The sequence below is a fragment of the Aeromonas sp. 5HA1 genome (assembly GCF_029237245.1).
GTDB classification, from domain to species: Bacteria; Pseudomonadota; Gammaproteobacteria; order Enterobacterales; family Aeromonadaceae; genus Aeromonas; species Aeromonas salmonicida.
Map to the genome: position 1 here is coordinate 194467 of NZ_JAACFW010000002.1, position 21750 is coordinate 216216.

The window sequence follows — 21750 nt, forward strand, 5'->3', positions numbered from 1 at the left end:
TCAGAGATCGGCAAACTCCGGGATATGGGCTCGGCCGCGGCTCTCGAGAAAATCGAGCAGGGCGCGGGGAGCGCGCGCCAGGATCCTGTCCTCGGGGAAGTGTGCCTCGGTCACCAGTCGGTGGCAGTGTTCGAAATTCCCAAGGCTGAACGCAACGTGGGAGTCGGAGCCGAAGGTGAGATAGGCACCGAGGTCGCGCGCCGCTTCAACGATGGCACGGCAGTTGTTCTCGCTACCCGGACGGGAATGGCTGAACGAGGAGTTGTTAAGTTCGAGCGCCACTCTGTATTGCGCGGCGGCCTTGACCACGGCCTGGATGTCGATGGGGAAGGCGGGATTGCCAGGGTGGCTTATCATGTCGACCCGACCGCTCCTGATGGCGTTGATCATGGCCTGGGTATGAGTTGCCTGATCGCAGGGGGGAAACACAGGTTCGTGGAAGCCTGCCATTATCATGTCTAGCCGTGACTCGTAACGTTCGGGGAAGTCGATCTCGCCATCAATGTTCTTGATGTTGGCTTCTATGCCGCGCAGTATGCCGACCCCGTCGACCACCCGTGGCAACACATGCAGATTGACGAAGTGCCAGAAGTGAGGGGCATCGGCCATGTCGGGACCGTGATCAGTGGTGGCAAACAGCTTGATCCCCCTCGCGCGAGCGATGGGCAGATAGTCGTGAATAGTGCTGTAAGCGTGGGTGCTGGCGACGGTATGGGTGTGGGTATCGACCGTATACTTCATCTTCTCTCCCCTTCTGGCGTGAGGCGCCAGCATAACAAAGGTGGCGGGTCGAGACCATGTTGTGGCTTGTCATACTTTGTCACAAATTGCGGGGGCGCTGACAAAGTTTGAACACGCTTGGCCGCCATGATGGGCAAATCGATGAAAGCCTGAACTCGCATCGATGGGTTGGATCAGGATGGTGCAACCTCTTTTCCCCGCCGTCGCTCCCAGCGACGGTTTTTTTTGCCCCCGTATCGGCACCAATACCAACAGGGCAAAAAAATGCCCAACTAGCATGGAGCAGGTTGGGCGAGACTTAATGTTTAATTGCAGTGGCATAGATATAGAGTGCTGTTTGTCAGCTAAGTTCCCGCCTTGTCCCCCCTTTTTAGCAAAAACATTTCACTAACACATGTTCACATTCTCTTGACACAAATGGTTGTGAAACGTACTTTTTAAACATTCGTTTTAAGTGAGGTGTCCTGTGAGTAAAATCGATACCAAAAACCGTATTCTCGATGCCGCCGAGGTGTTGTTTGCCGAGCGGGGATTCGCCGATACCTCTTTGCGTCTGATCACCAGTGAAGCCAATGTCAACCTCGCCTCGGTCAACTATCACTTCGGCTCCAAAAAGGAGCTGATCCAGGCTGTGCTTGATCGCTATCTGAGCTTGTTTATGCCGGATCTGGATGCACGACTGCATACCCTGATGGAGCAGGAGCAGTTGACCCTGCTGCAGGTATTTGAAAGCTTTGTTGATCCCTTGATGAAGCTGGTTGCGGTGCGAGCCAATGGCCCCGCCATCTTCATGCAGCTGCTGGGACGTGGCTACATCGACAGCCAGGGTCACTTGCGCCGCTTCATCACGGCTCACTATGGCCCCATCTTGTTGCGGATCACTCAGGCGATTTCCAAGGCCAATCCGGCTCTGTCACCGGCAGACCTCTTCTGGCGGCTGCATTTCACTCTGGGCACCGTCGTGTTCACCATGGCCTCCGCCGATGCCCTGCGCGACATCGCCTTGGCCGACTTTGGCCAGCAGCTCGATGTGGAAGGGCTGGTGCGCAATGTAATTCCTTATCTGGCGTCTGGTGTCGGGGCGCCCGTGGAGTCGACCAGGCTCTCCCTGGCCGTGTAAAGACCAACAATAAATCAACGGAAACAGTGAAATAGAAGGAACTTCGGTATGATCACATTGCTTATCCTGCTGGTGCTGGCGATAGCCGTGGTGCTCGGCGTGCCCTCCATCCGTAAAAAGGTGGTAACCCGTCCTGTGTTCGGCATCTTCAAGAAGATATTGCCGCCCTTGTCGGCCACCGAGCGGGAGGCCATGGAGGCCGGCTCCGTCTGGTGGGATGGCGAGTTGTTTCGCGGCAACCCCGACTGGAAAAAACTGCACGGTTACGGCAAGGCCGAACTGAGCGCCGAAGAGCAGGCCTTTATCGACAATCAGGTCGAGACCCTGCTCGCCATGGTGGATGACTTCAAGATCGTCAACGAAACCAAAGATCTGCCGGAGCCGGTGTGGGACTATCTGAAGAAGGAGGGCTTCTTCTCCCTGATCATCCCGAAATCCTATGGCGGTCGCGAGTTCTCAGCCATTGCCAACTCCACCATAGTGACCCGCATTGCCACCAAGAGTCTGAGCGTGGCGGTCACCGTCATGGTGCCGAACTCCCTTGGCCCGGGCGAGCTGCTGATGCACTACGGCACCCAGGCCCAGAAGGATTTCTGGCTGCCGGGTCTTGCCAATGGCAAGGAAGTGCCCTGTTTTGCCCTGACCGGCCCGGAAGCCGGTTCTGACGCTGGCGCCATCCCTGACAAGGGGATCGTCTGCAAGGGTCAGTACAAGGGTGAGGAAGTGCTTGGCATCCGCCTGAACTGGAACAAGCGTTACATCACGCTGGCCCCGCGGGCTACCGTGCTGGGCCTGGCGTTCAAGCTGTTTGACCCGGAAAAACTGCTGGGTGACAAGGAAGAGCTCGGCATCACCTGCGCGCTCATCCCGACCAGTCACCCTGGGGTGCGGGTTGGCGATCGCCACTACCCCATGGGGCTGGCGTTCCTCAACGGCCCGACCTTCGGCAAGGATGTGTTCATTCCGCTCGACTGGATCATCGGTGGCCCGGATTACGCCGGCCGTGGCTGGCGCATGCTGGTGGAGTGTCTCTCCGCCGGTCGCGGCATCTCGCTGCCTGCGCTCGGCACCGCCTGTGGTCACATGGCGAGCCGTACAGTGGGGGCTTACTCCTACGTGCGCAAGCAGTTCGGCATGTCCATCGGCAAGTTTGAAGGGGTGCAGGAAGCGCTGGCCCGCATCGGCGGCCTTACCTATCAGCTGGAAGGCGCCCGTCGCATGACCGCAGGTTCCCTGGACTTGGGTCAGGCTCCGGCCATCGTCACTGCCATTTCCAAGTACCACATGACCGAAATGGCGCGCCAGATCATGGATGACTCCATGGACATCCACGCCGGTCGTGCCATCCAGCTGGGCCCGAAGAACTACACCGGCTACGCCTACATGGGTATTCCTGTGGCCATCACGGTGGAAGGGGCCAACATACTGACCCGCAACCTGATGATCTTCGGGCAAGGGGCTACCCGCTGCCACCCTTATGTGTTTGGCGAGATGGAAGCGGCGGCCGATCCTGATTTTGAGCGTGGCCTCGAGAAGTTCGACGGCCTGCTTCTCAAACATATCGCGTTTGGTGCCGGCAACTTCTTCGGCGCCCTGTTCCAGGGGCTGACCCTGGGTCAGTTCAATGGCTCCCCGGTAGGGGGCGAGACCGCCCGTTACTACAAGCAGCTCGCTCGCATGAGTAAAGGGCTGGCCCTGTGCGCCGATGTCTCCATGCTGATGCTGGGTGGCGATCTCAAGCGCAAGGAGATGATCTCCGCCCGTCTGGGTGACGTGCTGAGCCACCTCTATCTGGCTTCAGCCACCCTCAAGCATTACGAGGATCAGGGCCGCATGGTCTCCGATCTGCCGTTCGTGCAGTATGCGGTGGAGCGCAACCTCTACCTGATTGGCAAGGCGTTCGATGGTTTCTTCCAGAACTTCCCGAACAAGGTAGTGGGTGTCGTGCTCAAGCGGGTCGTCTTCCCGTTCGGCGTCGGCTACCAGATGCCGGCCGATGATCGCTGCCATGCCATTTGCCTGGCCATGATGAAGCCGGGTGAATTCCGCGACCGTCTGACGGCACTGTGCTACGTGGGCAAGGATGACGCGGATCCCGTCGGTCTGATGGAGCGTGCCTTCCTGGCCATGGTGGCGGTGCAGCCCTACGAGAAGAAGCTGGTGCAGGCCCAGAAAGAGGGCAAGCTGCCCCGCAAGATGGCGTTGCCCGAGCTGGTTGATGCCGCCTTGTCCCAGTCCATCCTGAGCAAGGATGAGGCCGACAAGCTGCTGGCTGCCGATGCCTTGCGTTACGAAGCCATCCAGGTGGACAACTTTGCTCCTGGCGAGCTGGAAGGTCTGTCTCAGCCGAACCCTGTGGTGCACGCCGCCTGACTGAGTCGCTGGCACTGAACCTGACGAGAAACCGGCCAATCTGGCCGGTTTTTTGTTTGTTAACCATGGATTTACAACCTGGATTAATTCCAGTTTAATGCAATGGCCCCCACCCTTGGGGCAGGAAGCAAGGCCAGCGGAATGGCCGATAACAACAACTCAGGAAGAGTGAATGAACCTCGCCAAAACGGCGATCGAACGCCCCATCTGGGTGGTGGTGTCGATCGTGCTGATTTTTCTGCTGGGCCTGCTCAGCATTCGGGGGCTGCCCATCCAGCTGTTCCCCGACATAGACCGCCCGCACCTCAATATCTCGGTGGATTGGCGCTCTGCCTCCCCTCAGGAGATGGAGTCGGAAATCACCGATCCTATCGAGCAGGAGATGCAAGGGGTGCAGGGACTCAAGAACCTCACCAGCAACAGCTTTCCCGGCTTCACCGAGATCGATCTGGAGTTTGCGCTGGGCACCGACATGCAGCGGGCCCAGCTTGACGTCATCTCCCGCCTTAACCGGGTGTCCGGGTTGCCGGACAACATAGGTGGCCCCTACGTCAACAACTACAGCAGCAACGACACCCTCACCTTCTTTTTTATCCAGCAACTGCCCGGTGCCAAAGGGAAGATTGACGATCATCAGGCGCTGATCGAGGCGCGGGTCAAGCCTGAGCTGGAGCGGATCCCCGGGGTATCGACCGTGGAGGTGGAGGGGATCAACGAGCGCCAGATCCAGATACGTTTCGACCCCTATCGTGCCGCCGAGCTGGGGGTGGAGATCCCCGTGCTCGCCAGCCGGGCCAGTACCGGCTGGGATGTGTCTGCGGGTACCCTCGACATAGGCCGTTGGGAATACAAGCTGCGCTTCGCAGGGCGTTATGACGTCGATACCCTGGGGGACAAGGTGGTGGACTGGCGCGATGGTCTGCCCATCTATCTGCGTGATGTAGCAGAGATCAGGCTGTCCCGGGAAGAGAACCCGGTACTGCGCATCCAGAATGGCAATACCGCCATAGCGGCGCAGATCTTCAAGGAGAGCGGTGCCAATGCCCTGGCGGCGCTGGAGGCGATCAAGGTCAAAGTGAGCGATCTCAACCGCGACGTGCTGGCGCCGGTCGGGCTGCACATGGAGCAGTCGTTCGATGCCTCCCTCTACATCAACCGGGCGGTGGGCATGGTGACGGCCAACCTGGGGCTCGGCGTGCTGCTCTCCTGCGCCATCCTCTGGCTGTTTCTGCGCCAGCTCAAGGCGACCTTGATGATAGCGCTCGCCATTCCCATCAGCATCATGCTCACTTTCTGTCTGCTCAAGGTACTGGGCAGGACCCTCAACGTCATCTCGCTGGCGGGCATCGCCTTTGCGGTCGGCATGGTGCTGGATGCCGCCATAGTGGTACTGGAAAGTATCTACCGGCGCCATGAGCGGGGTGATTTGAGCAAGGCCGGGGCGGCGCTGGAGGGTACCCGACAGGTGTGGACGGCGCTGGTGGCTTCCACTCTGACCACTGTGGCCATCTTCTTGCCGGTACTGCTGCTCAACGACGTGGAGGGTCAACTGTTTGCCGATCTGGCGCTGACCATCGCCTGCGCCGTGACCGTCTCCATGCTGGTGGCGGTCACAGTACTGCCTGCGGTAGCGGCGCGCTGGATGGGGCGAGAGCGACTGGTCGATCCCTATGACTCACTGTGGCAGCGCACGACCCGCCATGTGATCCGCTGGACTGGTACGGCGCCTCGCCGCTGGAGCATCATCATCGTGATGATGAGTCTGCCAGCCCTGGCGACCTGGGCCCTGCTGCCCAAGATGGATTACCTGCCGGATGTAAAACGGGACGCGGTGGATGTCTGGATGAGCTTCACCCCGGGTTTTAATCTCAAGGCCCAGCGGGAAGAAGTGATCGACACCCTGATCGCCCGGCTCGCTCCCTACATGAAGGGGGAGAAGGAGCCGGCCCTAAAGAACTACTACATAATGCGCTACCCGGGCGGTGCCCAGATCGGGGTGAGGCCCAAGGATGAGAATCGCATCAAGGAGCTGGAAAGCCTACTGATGAAGCAACTGCTGGTGGGCATTCCCGATACCCAGACATTCGGTGGCCAGGGCTCCTTGTTCGGCGGTTTTGACAGCGAAAACGGTATTTCTCTCTTGCTGCAGGGAGGCAATCTGCCCGAGCTCTATCAGGCGGCCCGGGAGAGCATGGCCATCGTGAAGCGGGATTTGCCGGGAGCCCAGGTCCGGCCCGAGCCGGATCTCGACTTCACCGCCCCCGAGCTGCGGCTGGTGCCCCAAGACCGGCGCCTCGCCGAGGTGGGCTGGGATCGCACTCCCATGCCCGCCATCATCCAGACCTTCGGCGACGGCCTGCGGGTCGGGGAGTATTTTGATGGGGAGGAGCGGCTCGACATCATGCTGATGGGGCAGACCTCCGCCAACCCCGATGAGCTCAAGGCGGTGCCGCTGGCGACACCGTCCGGCCGGATCGTCCCCCTGGGTGAGTTGCTGCGGGTGGAACACGACATGGGGCCGGCCAGCATACTGCGGGTCGATGGACGGCGCAGCATCAGCCTGCAGATCACCCCGCCTGAGGGGATGAGCATGGAGCAGGTGCTCGACACCCTTCAAGGCAAGAGCTTCGCCGCCATCCGCCCGCTGCTGCCCGTCGGTGGGGAGTTGCGGATTGCTGGCAACGCCGACAGTCTGCAACAGGCGCTGGACAATCTGGGTGCCATTTTCCTGTTCGCCGTGGTCATACTGCTGATCCTGCTGTGGGGCGTGTTTGCCTCTCTCAAGGATGCCGTTCTGGTGTTGCTGACCTTGCCGCTCGCCTCGGTCGGCGGTGTGCTGACGCTGCACCTGAGCGGCCTGCTGGTGCCGCTGCCGATGGATCTCTTGACCATCATCGGCTTCGTTATTCTGCTGGGATTGGTAGTCAACAACGCCATCTTGCTGGTGCACCAGACCCGCTCGGCCGAGCGGGACGGCATGAGTCGCCAATGTGCGGTAGCCGATGCGCTGCAAAGCCGGATGCGACCCATCGCTATGACCAGCCTCACCAGCATCTTTGGCATGTTGCCGCTGATGCTGAGCCCGAGCGAGGGCAGCGAAATCTACCGGGGACTGGCCACCGTCATCGTCGGCGGCATGAGTTGCAGCGCCCTGTTTACCCTGATCCTGTTACCCGCCTTTCTGCGGCTGGGGGAGCAGACTGAACAGCCACCGCTCGCCCTGCGGCAGCGGGCCTGAGCAAGGAGCTCATCAATGAAACGAACTTTCACAAGGATGGTACTGGGCGCGGCCCTGCTGGCGGGGGGTGTACTTCCCGCCCCGGCACAAGGCAAGATGGTGACCCTTGCCGACGTGACCCAAGGGGATGCGGCGGCCAGCATCTGGGTCAGTGGCACTGTGGCAAGCCGTCAGCAGGCGGCATTGAGTGCCGAGGTGAGCGGACGGGTGGAGTGGATTGCCGAGTTCGGCAGCCGGGTCAAGGCGGGGGACGAGCTGCTGCGTCTCGACAGCGCTGCGTTGCAGCTATCGCTGGAACAGGCTAGGGCCGAGCAGGCCAAGTGGGCCAGCAATGTGCGTTATGCCAAGGCCGAGTTTGTGCGTCTCGACCGACTGCACCAACAGAAGAGTGCCTCAGCCAGCCAGTATGACAAGGCCGGTTACGAGGTGGAGCAGGCAGAGCTTGCCGAGCGGCTGGCGAGGGTGCAGGTACGCCAGATCGAGGAGCAGTTGCGTCGTAGCCATATCTTCGCCCCGTTCGATGGGGTGGTGAACAACCACTTCATCCAGCCGGGGGAGCATGTGGATGCCGGCGAGCAGGCGCTGGAGCTGGTCAACCCGGATCAGCCTGATATCCGCCTGCAGGCCCCCATCGTCTGGGCTCAGCGCCTGGAGCCCCGGACCCGATTGCGGGTTGAGGGTGATCAGCTCAGCGGCCATGGCATTTATTACCAAAGGGCGGCGAGTGCCGATCCCAAATCCCGTCTCATCGAGCTGCGCCTCAAGCCAGAATCGGCCAGCTTCATCATAGGGTCGCCGGTGCGGGTGGCGTTGCCGCTGGGTGAGCAGCACACCATGCTGCTGCCGCGGGATGCCCTTGTGCTCAACACCGAGGGGAGTGTTGTCTATCAGGTGGAGCAGAGCGGCAAGGGGCTCAAGGTCAACCGGGTGCCGGTGACAGTGCTGTTTGGTGACAGTCAGCAGGTGGCGGTGAGCGGGGCGCTCAAGCAGGGAGACAGGGTGGTGGTGCGCGGTGCAGGTAGCCTGCGCCATGGTGACAAGGTCGAACTGTTTCGCGGATGAGGTCCAGACCCGTCCATTAAAAACGGCTCCCGCGGGAGCCGTTTTTGTTGATGGGGGAAGTTACTCGACCATCATCACCTTGCAGGTGTTGGTACTGCCCACGGTTTCCATCTTGTCGCCGTGGGTCAGCAACACCATGTCGCCGCTCTGGACCAGCCCCTTGGCTTTAAGCACATCCAGCGCGTCGCGGCACACTTCGTAGACCGGCTTGGTCTCGTCGCCGTCAAACAGCACAGGGGTGACGCCGCGGTAGAGATTGGTCCAGGCCAGAGTCTTGTTGTGGGGAGACATGGCGAAGATAGGCAGGCCCGAACTGATGCGGGACATCAGCAGCGGTGTGGTGCCGGATTCGGTCAACGCCACGATTGCCTTGACCCCTTCCAGGTGGTTGGCGGCATACATGGTGGACATGGCGACCGCCTCTTCCACCGAGGTGAAGGTGTAGCTCATGCGGTGGTTGGAAACGTTCAGGCTTGGGTGCTTCTCGGCGCCCACACAGACGCTGGCCATGGACATGACAGTCTCGATGGGGAACTGGCCGGCGGCGGTCTCGGCGGAGAGCATCACAGCGTCTGTGCCATCCAGCACGGCGTTGGCCACGTCCATCACTTCGGCACGGGTCGGCAACGGGGCGTTGATCATGGACTCCATCATCTGGGTCGCCGTGATGACGACGCGGTTCAGACGGCGGGAGTGACGGATCAGCTTCTTCTGCACGCCGACCAGCTCGGGATCGCCGATCTCGACGCCCAGATCGCCACGGGCCACCATGACGGCATCGGAGCCGAGGATGATGTCTTCCATCGCCTCGTCGGTGGCGACGGTTTCGGCGCGCTCGACCTTGGCGACAATCTTGGCGTTGGAGCCGGCTTCGCGGGCCAGTTCACGGGCATAGCGCAGGTCATCGCCACAACGGGGGAAGGAGACGGCCAGGTAATCCACGTTCATCAGGGCGGCAGTCTTGATGTCTTCCTTGTCTTTCTCGGTCAGGGCCGGGGCGGAGAGACCGCCGCCTTTCTTGTTGATGCCCTTGTTGTTGGAGAGCGGGCCCGCCACTGTCACTGTGGTGTGGATGCGGGTGCCTTCGACCAGCTCGACTCTCAACTGCACGCGGCCATCGTCCAGCAGCAGTATGTCACCGGCGATCACGTCGTCGGGCAGGCTCTTGTAGTCGATCCCGACCTGTTCCTGGCAGCCTTCACCCTTGCCGAGCGCCGCATCGAGAATGAACTTGTCACCGATGGCCAGGTAGACCTTGCCATCCTTGAAGGTGGAAACGCGGATCTTGGGGCCTTGCAGGTCACCCATGATGGCGACGTGGCGGCCGAGCCTGGCGGCAATGTCACGCACCTGATTGGCGCGCAAGATATGGTCTTCAGCGGTGCCGTGGGAGAAGTTCATCCGCACCATGTCGGCGCCGGCACGAATGATCGCCTCTAGGATCCCTTCGCGATCGGTCGCCGGACCGAGTGTGGTTACAATCTTTGTACGTCTTGGCATGAAAGACTCCAGTTTGAAGTTGATATGACTTGAAATACTGCCCCGGCAAGCGCATGACCCATAGCACCCGCTTGCAAGCCATCTGGGTGGCTTCTGTTACTAAATTACAATACTACACCAAGGTGGGTGGCATAGACAGCCGGGGGCCGGGGCCCCCGTTGCCTCAGGAGGAGTGGGGAGTATCAAAGCGGGATTCGCGCAAACCTTCTTTGACTTTCTTCAGGTTTTCGCGAAATTTCATGCCACGGCGCAGGGTAAAACCGGTCGCCAGTACATCCACCAGCGCCAGCTGGGCGATGCGTGACGCCATCGGCATGTAGACGTCGGTATCTTCCGGCACATCCATGGAGAGCACCAGATTGCACTCACGGGCCAGCGGCGAGTCTTTGGCGGTGATGCCGATCACTGTGCCATCGTTCTCGCGGGCCAGCGCGGCTATCTCCACCAGCGCCTTGGTGCGGCCGGTATGGGAAATCAGCACCACCACATCCCCTTCGCTGCTGTTGATGCAGCTCATGCGCATCATGACGATGTCATCGAAGCTCACTACCGGAATATTGAAGCGGAAGAACTTGTTCTGGGCGTCACGCGCCACGGCGGAGGAGGCGCCCAGGCCAAAGAAGCTGATCTTGTTGGCCTGGGTCAGAATATCGACGCAGCGATTGATGGCGGAGATATCCAGGCTGTTCTTGGCGGCATCCAGACAGGCCATGGTGGATTCGAAGATCTTGGCGGTATAGGTCTCGGGACCGTCTTCCGCTTCCACGTGGCGATTCACGTAAGGCGTGCCATTGGCCAGACTCTGGGCCAGATGCAGTTTGAAATCGGGAAAGCCTTTGGTATCGAGACGGCGGCAGAAACGGTTGACGGTCGGCTCGCTGACGTCAGCCATCTTGGCGAGGGTGGCGATACTGGAGTGGATGGCCGTCTGTGGCGAGGCCAGAATGACCTCGGCCACTTTACGCTCTGATTTACTGAAACTTTCCAAATTGTTAGTAATTTTATCAAGGGTATTCATCATCACCACCAGGCATTTTTGTAATTTAGCTTCAGTGTCTTTGCACTAAATTCACGGCTAAGCATGTTTCCAATCAACTGGATGACTATACAAGACAAGCTCTTATTGAAACTAATCTCGGCCCTGCAAAGTATGACTCATGTCTAATTATTTCGTCTTTTTGGTTACAAACTTCCATCCACTCCATGAAAACGCTTACAAATGTTGCAAAGCAACAACACTGTGAGCGGGCGCACAGTTGCATTGATCAAACACGCCGCCGGGGGAGGGGCTCGGGTAGAATTGCTGCCAAATAATAATTGCGGGACGGTAAGCGCCGCCCCGACCCAAGTAACGAAGGAGTTATGTTATGCAGCATACCCATGCGCTGGTCGGTGACGTCGGTGGCACCAATGCACGGCTGGCCCTGTGCGAGCTGGCGACCGGCACCATTTCCCGGGCCAAGACCTATTCCGGGCTGGCTCATCCCAGCCTCGAAGCCGTGGTGCGCCTCTATCTGGACGAACACGCTGCGCAGGTGAGCCAGGCTTGCATCGCCATCGCCTGCCCCATCAACGGCGACTGGGTCGCCATGACCAACCACAGCTGGGAGTTTTCCATCGGCGAGATGCAGGCCAATCTGGGCCTGACCCGCTTGCAGGTGATCAATGACTTTACCGCCGTCTCAATGGCGGTGCCCGTGCTGGCAGAAGCCGATCGCATCCAGCTGGGGGGCGGGGCCCCTGTGGCGGACAAACCCATCGCCATTTATGGGGCGGGGACCGGCCTTGGTGTCGCCCACCTGGTGCAGGCGGGTGAGCAATGGCTGAGCCTGCCGGGCGAAGGCGGTCACGTGGATTTTTCCGCCAACAGCGAAGAAGAGGATGCGGTGCTGCAGGTCATGCGCGCCGAGCTTGGTCATGTCTCGGCCGAGCGGCTGCTCTCCGGCCCTGGTCTGGTGAACATCTATCGCGGTCTGGTGAAGTCCGATGGGCGCGAGCCAGAGGCATTGGCCCCCAAAGACATCACTGAGCGGGCGCTGGCGGGGGATTGCCTGGATTGCCGCCGTACCTTGAGCCTGTTCTGTGTGCTGATGGGTCGCTTTGCCGGCAACCTGGCGCTCAACATGGGCACCTTCGGCGGCGTCTATATCGCAGGCGGCATCGTACCGCGTTTTCAGGAGTTCTTTATTGGCTCGGGCTTTCGGGTGGCGTTTGAAGACAAGGGGCGTTTCAAATCCTATCTGAAGGATATCCCCGTCTTCCTCATTACTCACGAGGGGCCGGGTCTGCTTGGCGCCGGTGCCTATCTGCGCCAGTCGCTCGGCATCAAGTTGTAAGCAGAAACAGGGAGGGAATGCCAACTGCGTCATGGTTCAGCCTTGATTCAGTGACCATGGCATAAAGTGACCGCACGTACTCAAGAGGCCAGGGCTCCACAGGGAGTTGGAACTTGTCTTCATCCGCTGGGTACGTTTGTCACCTGACAAGCCTGAACTGTTTCACCGGCCCTTGAGGCCGGTTTTTTTTATCTTCTGATCTCCATTCTGCTTTTGTGTGTCGCTTCCTTGCTGATATGTGATCGATATGACGAGGGTTGCGGGTGTCTATCTGGGCATCAAGAGGAAGGCAACAGCAAGCACGCCTGCGAAGGGGCAGGCGTGCTGAATGGGCTGGCGTGAGGCGGCATGAGCCGAGTGACTTAAGGCAGGTCCAGGGTAAAGCGGGCACCCCCCAGCGGGGACTCATCCACCATGATCTGGCCGCCGTAGCTGTGCACTATCTCGGTGACCACCGCCAGGCCAATGCCCTGGCCGGGTGAGCTGTCGGCCCTCACCCCGCGCTGGAAGATCTGTTGCGATTTGTCCGGGTCTATGCCGGGGCCATCGTCCTCAATCTCTATGCGCAGCCGATCCAGGCGGCGACTCACAGTGACCTGGATTTCGCTGATGGCGAACTTGAAGGCGTTATCCAGCAGGTTGCCCATCAGCTCCATCAAATCCCCCTGTTCACCGGCAAAGAAGACGTCGTCATCGAACTTGAAGCGGGTTTGCAATTTCTTGTGGCGATAGACCTTGGCGAGGCTGGCCAGCAGCTTTTCGATGAGCGGCACCGGCTCTGTGCCCTTGCTGGCGAGGCGCTGGCGGCCGGTGACGGCGCGGCGCAGCTGGTACTGGATGATCTGATCCATGGTCAGGATCTGCTCATTGATGTTGTCGTGGATGTCGTGCCCCAGCTTGACCTCCTGCGCCGTTATCTGGATCAGCGCCAGCCGGGTTTTCAGGCTGTGGGCCAGATCGTTCAAGGCGTGCTGATAGCGCTGGCTTTGCTGGCGTTCGTTCTCCAGCAGCTGGTTGACCGACTCGGTCAGTGGCGTCAGCTCCCGCTCGTAGTCATTGGAGAGGGCCTCCCGCTTGCCCGCCCTGATCTCGTCTATCTGGCGCGCCATGGTGCGCAAGGAGGTGAGGCTCCAGAAGCTGGTGAGCAGCAAGAGGGCACCGAGCAGCGAGTAGGCCAGCAGTGCCTGACGAATGCATTGGTAGAGGTAGTCGCGGGTCTGGGCCAGATAACGCTTGGCCGAATCGACCATCACCACATAGTAGGTGGTGGGGCCATCGCCGTGATTGCGCAGAAAACGCAGGCTGTAGATGAAGTAGCTCTCGCCGTTCTTGATGGTGTGGCGCTTGAAGAAGTAATCCTGATCCAGTCCGCCCAGGTAATTCATCAGATCCTGACAGATGGTGTCCCTGGCCTGGACCACCTCTGGCATGTGCAGGCTGGACCAGCTCAGCTGGCCATCCGCCCTGCAGATCAGGGTGTCCAGATTGGGGTCGATGGCATCCGGCGTTATCTTGCCAAGGTCGGTTGTGGAGTGGGGTTCCGGCAACTTGGAAGAGAACAGCTTGGAGAGGTTCTCCTGCATGCGGGTGCTGGCCTTCTGGGCCTGCTCTTCGGTGTGACCCAGATAGAGGATATAGACGGAGAAGGCCATGATGAGCGCTATGACCAGCATGGCGCTTAGCATCAGCTTGATGTGGAGCGAGCGCTGCAGCAGCTGCATGGGGCGTGACAACAAGCGAAGACCCATCAATTGCACGAGAGGTTGAAGATGTAACCCTGGCGCCGGATGGTGGAGATGGGCTGTATGTTCCCCTCCGGGTCCAGCTTCTTGCGCAGTCGGCTCACCATCACCTCTATGGTGTTGGGATCACCCTCGCCATCGCCATAGAGCTGGTCCAGCAGTTGCTGCTTGGAGACCACCTGGCGGGCGTTGCGCATCAGGTACTCGAGGATCAGGTATTCAAAGCTGGTGAGCACCACAGGCTCGCCGCCAATGGTCAGCTCCTTGCGGGAGAGATCCAGCTCATAGTCACCCGCCTTGACCCTGGGGGAGATGAAACCGGCGCTGCGGCGCACCAAGGCATTGAGGCGAGCCAGCAACTCATCCTTCTGGAAAGGCTTGACCAGATAGTCGTCCGCACCGGCCTCCAGTCCTTCCACCTTGTCCTGCCAGTTGCCACGGGCAGTCAACACTATGATGGGGAAGGGGATCTGCCGCTCGCGCAACTGCCTGATGAGTTGCAGGCCGTCCATGTCAGGCAGCCCCAAGTCTATGATGGCGACATCGATGGGATAATCGGTGGCGTAATGCAGGGCCACCTGGGCGTTGTCCGTGCTGTGGACCTGATTCTGGGCCTCGGTCAGCAGGGTAGCAAGGTGGTGATTGAGCAGCTTGTCGTCTTCGACCAACAATATTTTCATTAGGTGCGCGATCATGGGAATCCAGGCTGTCAATTAGAGGGTTTATGCCAGGGCGAGTCAATCCGGATCCTAGCAGGCGCGCCTGTATCGGGACTGAATCGGGGGGAACCTTTACTGATTTGTGAGTCACTAGCTGGGCGAGATTGCGGCTGACTCGGCCTGGTCTCCAGTTTGCTGACGCCACAATCGGGCATAGAGCCCCTGTTGTGCCAGCAGCTCATCATGGCTGCCGGACTCCACTATCTGCCCCTCATCCATTACCAGGATGCGGTCAGCATGGCGGAGTGTATTGAGGCGATGAGCGATGCTGATCAGGGTGCGGCCACGGCGAATGGCAGCCATGTTGGCCATGATGGCAGCCTCGGATTCGTAATCGAGGGCCGAGGTGGCCTCGTCGAGCAGCAGTATCCTGGGGTTGGCCAGCAGGGCCCGGGCCAGGGCGATCCGCTGGCGTTGTCCGCCAGACAGGCGGGCGCCCTTCTCGCCCACCTGTTGCTCAAAGCCCTGGGGCAGCTCGCGAATAAAGCCGAGTGCGCCGGCCAGCTGCGCCGCCTGCTCCACCTCGGCCTGGCTGGCACCGGGGCGACAGATACGGATGTTGTCGACGATCGAGCCACAAAACAGAATGCTCTCCTGCAGCACCACGCTCATGTTGCGGCGCAATGAGACAGGGTCGGCGATGGCGAGATCCATGTTGTCGACCAGCACCTGGCCGTGCTGGGGCACGTAGAGCCGTTGCAGCAAGCGGGTGAGGGTGCTCTTGCCACAACCCGATGGGCCCGTGATGCCGATGAACTGCCCGGGCTCGATGGAGAGGGAGAGATTGGCCAGCACCTCGGGGGCATCCGGTTGGTAGCGAAAGCGGATGTGACGAAACTCGATGGCCCCCTTGAGAGCGGGGACGGAGGCGAGCCCGCCATTGCCGTGCTCGGGCGCCTCGTCGAGTATGTCCCCCACCCGGCGCAGGGCGATCAGGGTGTGCTGGAAGTCCTGCCACACCTGGGCCAGCCGCAGCACCGGCTGGGTGACATGACCCGCCAGCATGTTGAAGGCCACCAGCTCCCCCGGACTTAGCCGGCCGTTCAGCACTTCGCCGACCCCGAGCCAGAGCAGCAGGGCGGCGGTGAGCTTTTGCACCAGATCTATTCCCTGTCCCGCGGCAAGTCCCACCTTTCTGGCCTGAAACCCCCGCCGCAACTGGCGCGCCAGCAGACGCTGCCACTCCCGATAAAAGCGTGGCTCAGTGGCCGTGGTCTTGATGGTTTCGATGCCGGTGACTGCCTCCGTCAGGAAGCTGGTAGCATCGGCATCTGCCTGATACTCGGCCTCGACCCGCTTGCGCACCAGGGGGCCAATCAGCAGCCACAGCAGAAAATAGATGAGCAAGGAACCCAGCACGCAGCCGGTCAGCACGGGGGCGTAATGGAACATGACGCCGACAAACAGCAGGATGAACACCAGGTCCAGCACCAGCATCAGGGTGGAACCGGTGAGGAACTGGCGGATCTGGGCCATCTCCTTGACCCGGGCTATGATCTGGCCGGTCTGGCGCGCCTTGAAATAGTCGATGGGCAGGCCGACCAGATGGCGATAGAGCTTGCCGGAGAGCTCGGCATTGACCTGGTTGGCCAGATGGCCGAACACCTGGCCGCGCAGAAAGCTGTAGAGCGGCTCGGCGCAGGCCAGCGCCAGCATGGCCAGGGCCAGCACCTGCAGGCTGCCGAGGCTGCGCCCCACCAGCACCTTGTCGATGATGTTCTCAAACAGCAGCGGGCTGGCAAGGGCAATGAGCTGCAACACAATGGCGAAGCAGAAGACGTCTCGCACCTGCTTCTGCTGGCGCAGCACCGCCGGGCTGAACCAGCCCAACCCGAACTTGACCTCGGCCGGGGTGAGATCCTGCTGGGCCAGCAACAGATAGTGCCACTGTTCCGCCTGTGTGGGGTTCGGCAGCAGTTGCAGGCTGCTGTTGCCTGTCGCCGGATCAAACAGCTGCCAGCCCTCAGGCTCGATGGCTGTAATGGTGTACCAGCGCCCCTCCCGCTTGAGCAGGGCCGGCAGTGGCAGCGCCGCCAGCGGGCAGCCCGGCCCCTGTGACAGGGCGCTGCGCAGGCCGAGCCGGGCAGCGGCCTCGCGCACTGTCAGATCTTCCGGCGCCAGATCGCAACCCATGGCGTGGGCCAGTTGCCCGGCATCCGCGGCCATCATCAGCTGATGGGCCGCGTGGGCGAGGGCTGCGAGGGCGCCATTGGCGATGGGGGCTGACTCGTTCACGGGAGCCTCGAAGGCCGGCAAAGCCTGTGTCATTGTCATCGCTCCCGCAGTGCCTCGGCCTGGTACTCACGGATCGGGCTCAGCAGGTAGTCGATCACCCGGCGCCTGTCCGTCTTGACCTCGGCCACCACCGACATACCCGGGGTGAGCCGCACAGGCTGATTGTCTATCTGCATCTCGCCCCGGCTAAGCTTGACCCTGGCGGGAAAGACCAGCCCCAGTTGCTCATCTGTGGTGGCATCGCGCGACACGCTGACCAGCTCGCCGTCTATGGTGCCGTAACGGGTATAAGGAAAGGCATCCACCTTGATGCTGACCGTCTGCCCTTCGTGCACGAAGCCTATGTCCTTGTTGAGGATCTTCACCTCGGCGTACTGGACTCCCTCGTTGGGCACTATGACCAGCAACTGCTGGGCCGGCTGCACCACGGCGCCCTGGGTGTGGATTGCCAGCTGCTGCACTGTGCCCGCCACCGGGGCGCGAATGACTTCCAGGTGCTCCCGCTCGCTCAGCTTGGCGAGCTCCTGCTCGATGGCGGTCAGCTGCAGCTGGGCCTGCTGGCGTTTTTCGATCCACTCCCGCTGTTTCTGCGCCTTGAAGCCGGCCAGCCGCTCCTGCAGGCTCTGCTGCTGGGATTGCAGCACCTCGAGTTCGGCTCTCTGCTGGGCGAGCTGGCGCTGGGTTTCCAGCAGCTCCTTCTCCTGTTCCAGATACTCGACCCGTGAGATGGCCTGGGACCGACTCAGGGTCTGGCGCGCTTGCAGGCGCGGCCGGATGTTGGCCAGCAGGGTGGTGAGGGAGGCCATGTCTCCCCGTCGGGCGGCCTGATTGGCCTGATTGACCCCAAGCTCGGCCTGCAGGTTGTTGAGGGTGCTCTGGTATTCGTGCAGCTCGCTCTGGTGGTTCTCCGCCAGCGCCTGTTGCTGCGTCAGGGTGAGTTTGGTGTAGTCGGGGTGCTGGGTGACGGCTTGGTTGCCATAGAGCGCCTGATAACGGATCAGGGTCTGATACTGGAACGCTTGTTGCTCACGCAACCGGCTCAGATCCTGGCTGACCCCCAGGGTGTTGAGGGTCAGCAGCGGCGCGTTGGCGGCGACCGCCTGGCCATCTTCCACGTGAATGGTGATCACCCTGGCCTGCTCGTAGGACTGGATCATCTGGCTGCGGCCAAATACCAGCAGGCGCCCGCTGGCGGTGGCCTGGATGTCGAGCTGGCCCCAGCAGGCCCAGAGCAGGGTGAGCAGCACACCGGCGCTCAGGGTGAGCGCCGTGATGCGGGCAAAGGGGGAGGGCGGCGTCTCGGCCAGCGCCAGATGGGCGGGCAGGAAGCCGTAGTGGGTCTCCTGCTGCCAGGCTGGACCGGGTCGGCGCCAGCGGTTCAGCCAGGTGCGCAGATTCATGGGGTCTCCTCGTGCAAGTCTTGTTGCAGCTGCCACAGGCGGGCGTAGTGCTGCCCCAGTGCCAGCAGGCTGGCGTGGTCGCCCTGCTCCACTATCTTGCCGCGCTGCAGGACTATGATGCGGTCGCAGTGGCGCACTGTGGAGAGGCGGTGGGCTATGGTGATGACGGTGCGGCCGCTGGCGATGTGGCGCATGTTGTGCTGGATCAGCGCCTGGGATTCATCATCCAGGGCGCTGGTGGCCTCGTCAAAGATGAGGATCCTGGGATCGGCCAGCAGGGTGCGAGCGATGGCCAGCCGTTGGCGCTGGCCGCCGGAGAGCGAACTGCCCCCTTCCGCCAGTACAGTGTCGTAACCAAGGGGCAGTCGCAAAATGAAGTCGTGGGCGCCAGCCAGGGTAGCGGCTCGGATGATGTCGTCCAGGCTGGCGTGGGGCACCGACTGGGCTATGTTGTCGCGTACCGACTTGTTGAACAGGTGGTTTTCCTGCAATACCACCCCCATTTGCTGGCGCAGGTGGTGGAGGGGGATCTGCTGGATGGGCTGGCCATCGATGAGGATCTGCCCCTGCTCCGGCTGATAGAGCCGCAGCAGCAGGCGGGCCAGGGTGCTCTTGCCCGAGCCGGAGCCGCCGACAATCCCCAGCGTCTCGCCGGGCGCCAGGGCGAGGGAGAGATCGTCGATGATGAGAGGGGCATCCGGCTGATAGCGAAAATGCACCCGCTCGAGCACTATGGCGCCGGCGTGGATGCGGCCATCTCCATCGCGCTTATGTTCCGGGGGGAGGTTGAGCATGTCGCCGAGTTTGTCTACCGCGATCCGGGTCTGGATGAACTGGCCCCACAGCTCGACCAGGCGCGATAGCGGCTGCGCCACATGACTGGCCATCATGTTGAAGGCGATGAGCTGGCCTATGGTGAGCTGCAGCGCGATCACCTCGCTGGCACCGAGCCAGAGCACTATGACTGTCACCAGTTTTTGCAGCCACATGACCCCGTGCTGGGAGGCATTGTTGAGTTGCTGTACCCGGTAGCCGGCCTCCACCATCTGGCGGGTCTGCTCATCCCAGCGCCGCACGAAGCGCGGCTCCAGCGCCAGGCTTTTCAGGGTCTCGGCCCCGGCGACCGTCTCGTTCAAGAAAGCGGTGTTGGTGGCCGCATGGCCGAATTGCTGCTCGACCGCCTGTTGCATGCGCGGCGTGATCCACCAGGCGATCAGCACATAGGCGGGAATGGAAAGCAGGATCACCAGGGTCAGCATGCCGGAGAGGCTGGCCATGACGGCCAGGAAGACAAACATGAACAGCACGTCCACCGTCAGGGTGAACAGGGTGCCGGTCAGAAATTCGCGTATGGTGTTGAGCTCCTGCACCCGGGTCACAATGGCGCCCACCTGGCGACTCTTGAAATAGAGCAGGGGCAGGGCAAACAGGTGCTGCACCATGCGCAGACCGAGCTGGATATCGATCCGGTTGGCGGTGTGGGCATACTGGTATTCCCGCAGCCCCCGCAGACAAACCTCCACCAGGGCCGTGATCAGCAGCCCGAACACCAGCACATCCAGGGTTGCCCAGGCCTGATGCACCAGCACCTTGTCCATCACCACCTGAAAGAAGAGCGGTGAGATGAGCGCCAGGATCTGCAACACCAGCGAGAACAGCAGTATCTCGCCGAGCAGGCGTTTTTGCTGCAAGAAGGCGGGGATGAACCAGCGGATGTCGAAGCGACTCTGCCGTTTGCCGACCTCGAGCAGGCGGCCATCCCAGCGTGCCAGCAGTCTGTCTTGTGCTATGACTTGCGGCTTGCCCACGGCCGGATCCAGGATCAGCGCCTGCTCACCCTGGCGCTGGGCCAGCACGAACGCCTCGCCAGAGGGGCTCAGCAGTACCACAGGCAGAGTCAGTTTATCGAGTTTTCGAGGGGGGATATGACGCTGACGAATGCGGGTTCCTGTCTGTTGCTGTAGCGTATCGACAATATTGTCAAAGGTGTCGTCTGGCGTGGGTGCTATATCTTTAGAGGGACAACCCAGCATCCCGATAATAATATTGATACACGCTAAAACAGACTCTTCACTCGCCGTCATAATAATATCCGTTTGCCGCTGTGACACCCCTCCTGTTTATATGGGGCAAGGTGGCCTGTTGCAGGCGGGGCGCGCATACTAGCGAGCCATTATTTTACTGTCAAATATTATATTGGCTGATAAATCTCATAATAGAAGTACTGGCTTGAGTACCGTATCAGGCTAATCTTTGGATATGGATGTATTAACCTTAATGATTGAGTTGATATCTTTATTGACGTATTTGCTCTATTTTTTGGGTCATTGTTTAATTGAACATGATAATAATTTCAAATATGGTAAATATAGTGAAATGTGAAATGCGAAATGTTAAGCCCATGTTGTCTCGCTTGGGGTGTTATTTTTCATTTTTGTTTTTCTTTATATTTATTGATAATGGAATTTATATGACAGAGCAGTTTGTACAGACAGTATCCAGCGTCAACTATAACAAGGGGATCTTCTCCCTCTATTTCGTCGGACAAGATCCGCTGAAGATGGCGCAAGGGGTCATGGCAGAAAGTGACAACGAATTGGCGCTGAAACAGACGGTCCATATGCCTGCCGCTGGCTTTATGTATATGGTTTCAATGATAAAAAATATGCTTGAAGATCCGCGAATGGCCGCCGAGTTTGACAAGTTGATCGCCGCAGGCCTGATCCCGGCAGCCCCTTCTGACGAGCAGCAAGCCGCACCGGCTGCCACAGCACAGGCCGCGCCGCGCAAGAAAAAATAATGTTCCGGTTGGGGATCCAATGAGCTTGGTATTGCAATCAACGGAACCGAACTGGCAACAAAATCAACATATGCTGGGGGGAGTCATGCTGCTGAGTCAGCACTCCTCCCTGCACCGGCGTTATTCCGTCGCCGAGTGGCAGCAGCGAATATTGCCTGCCTTCGAATTGAACCAGTTCAGCTATTATGAAGACTCACACGGGCGCCCGGTTGCATTTTGCAACTGGGCGTTTGTCTCTTTATCCATTCGTGACACCTTGCTGGCCGCCGAGCGGGAGCTGATCCGTGAGGATTGGCAATCCGGCGACCATATTTTTATTCCGGAGATGATAGCGCCATACGGACATGCCCGCACCGTGGTGAGCGATCTGCGTCGCCGGATATTTCTGCCATGGAAAGGGCAGCGGGTCTGTACCGTGCGTGGTCATGTTCATGCCGAACTTGGCCATTGTGTGCGCAGGGTGCAGTGGTTTTCCATTTAATCA

Annotated in this window: 15 protein-coding genes; 7 read left to right on the forward strand and 8 right to left on the reverse strand. The window is 60.2% G+C overall.

Annotated elements, in window-relative coordinates; translation table 11 throughout:
* Positions 1 to 741: a phosphatase gene (locus GWQ27_RS03195; protein ID WP_275906656.1), complete on the reverse strand. Its 741-nt coding sequence runs from the start codon at positions 739 to 741 to the stop codon at positions 1 to 3.
* Positions 742 to 1207: 466 nt separating this feature from the next.
* On the opposite strand from GWQ27_RS03195, the gene GWQ27_RS03200 reads away from it, so the two are divergent.
* From GWQ27_RS03200 to GWQ27_RS03215, 4 genes are all read left to right on the forward strand, one after another.
* Positions 1208 to 1861 (forward strand): TetR/AcrR family transcriptional regulator, encoded by a 654-nt coding sequence (locus GWQ27_RS03200; protein WP_021138409.1) that lies wholly within the window; start codon positions 1208 to 1210, stop codon positions 1859 to 1861.
* Between the two features lie 48 nt (positions 1862 to 1909).
* A complete protein-coding gene (locus GWQ27_RS03205) occupies positions 1910 to 4234 on the forward strand; it encodes an acyl-CoA dehydrogenase (RefSeq protein WP_125607569.1) in 2325 nt (774 codons plus the stop codon).
* Positions 4235 to 4406: 172 nt separating this feature from the next.
* The gene (locus GWQ27_RS03210; RefSeq protein WP_275906657.1) at positions 4407 to 7472 is read left to right on the forward strand and encodes an efflux RND transporter permease subunit; all 3066 of its coding nucleotides are present in this window, start codon (positions 4407 to 4409) and stop codon (positions 7470 to 7472) included.
* A 15-nt stretch (positions 7473 to 7487) separates the two neighbouring features.
* Positions 7488 to 8534 carry an efflux RND transporter periplasmic adaptor subunit gene (locus GWQ27_RS03215; RefSeq protein WP_275906658.1) on the forward strand — a complete coding sequence of 349 codons (1047 nt, stop codon included), beginning with the start codon at positions 7488 to 7490 and terminating at the stop codon, positions 8532 to 8534.
* A 60-nt stretch (positions 8535 to 8594) separates the two neighbouring features.
* Here GWQ27_RS03215 and pyk read toward each other — a convergent pair whose 3' ends face one another.
* Positions 8595 to 10034, reverse strand: a complete 1440-nt coding sequence (gene pyk, locus GWQ27_RS03220; protein ID WP_017412636.1) for a pyruvate kinase — start codon at positions 10032 to 10034, stop codon at positions 8595 to 8597.
* A 163-nt stretch (positions 10035 to 10197) separates the two neighbouring features.
* Entirely contained in the window at positions 10198 to 11052 is an 855-nt protein-coding gene (locus tag GWQ27_RS03225) for a MurR/RpiR family transcriptional regulator (protein WP_165484139.1), read from the reverse strand.
* A 349-nt stretch (positions 11053 to 11401) separates the two neighbouring features.
* On the opposite strand from GWQ27_RS03225, the gene glk reads away from it, so the two are divergent.
* Positions 11402 to 12370 (forward strand): glucokinase, encoded by a 969-nt coding sequence (gene glk, locus GWQ27_RS03230; RefSeq protein ID WP_005319365.1) that lies wholly within the window; start codon positions 11402 to 11404, stop codon positions 12368 to 12370.
* A 362-nt stretch (positions 12371 to 12732) separates the two neighbouring features.
* Here glk and GWQ27_RS03235 read toward each other — a convergent pair whose 3' ends face one another.
* The 5 genes from GWQ27_RS03235 to GWQ27_RS03255 form a co-directional block, all read right to left on the reverse strand.
* A complete protein-coding gene (locus GWQ27_RS03235; RefSeq protein WP_275906659.1) occupies positions 12733 to 14118 on the reverse strand; it encodes an ATP-binding protein in 1386 nt (461 codons plus the stop codon).
* Positions 14118 to 14792, reverse strand: coding sequence for a response regulator (locus GWQ27_RS03240; RefSeq protein WP_005319361.1), 675 nt, complete (start codon positions 14790 to 14792; stop codon positions 14118 to 14120). Before GWQ27_RS03240 ends, GWQ27_RS03235 begins: the two co-directional genes overlap by 1 nt.
* A gap of 129 nt (positions 14793 to 14921) precedes the next feature.
* Entirely contained in the window at positions 14922 to 17099 is a 2178-nt protein-coding gene (locus GWQ27_RS03245) for a type I secretion system permease/ATPase (protein WP_275906660.1), read from the reverse strand.
* Between the two features lie 2 nt (positions 17100 to 17101).
* On the reverse strand, positions 17102 to 18466 hold the full coding sequence (locus tag GWQ27_RS03250) for an HlyD family type I secretion periplasmic adaptor subunit (protein WP_275906661.1): 1365 nt from the start codon (positions 18464 to 18466) through the stop codon (positions 17102 to 17104).
* Positions 18463 to 20550, reverse strand: a complete 2088-nt coding sequence (locus GWQ27_RS03255) for a type I secretion system permease/ATPase (protein WP_275906662.1) — start codon at positions 20548 to 20550, stop codon at positions 18463 to 18465. The genes GWQ27_RS03250 and GWQ27_RS03255 overlap by 4 nt, the downstream gene beginning before the upstream one ends.
* A gap of 317 nt (positions 20551 to 20867) precedes the next feature.
* On the opposite strand from GWQ27_RS03255, the gene GWQ27_RS03260 reads away from it, so the two are divergent.
* Entirely contained in the window at positions 20868 to 21266 is a 399-nt protein-coding gene (locus GWQ27_RS03260; RefSeq protein WP_113721692.1) for a peptide chain release factor 1, read from the forward strand.
* A gap of 85 nt (positions 21267 to 21351) precedes the next feature.
* A complete protein-coding gene (locus GWQ27_RS03265; RefSeq protein WP_275906663.1) occupies positions 21352 to 21747 on the forward strand; it encodes a toxin-activating lysine-acyltransferase in 396 nt (131 codons plus the stop codon).
* The last annotated feature ends 3 nt before the right edge of the window (positions 21748 to 21750 follow it).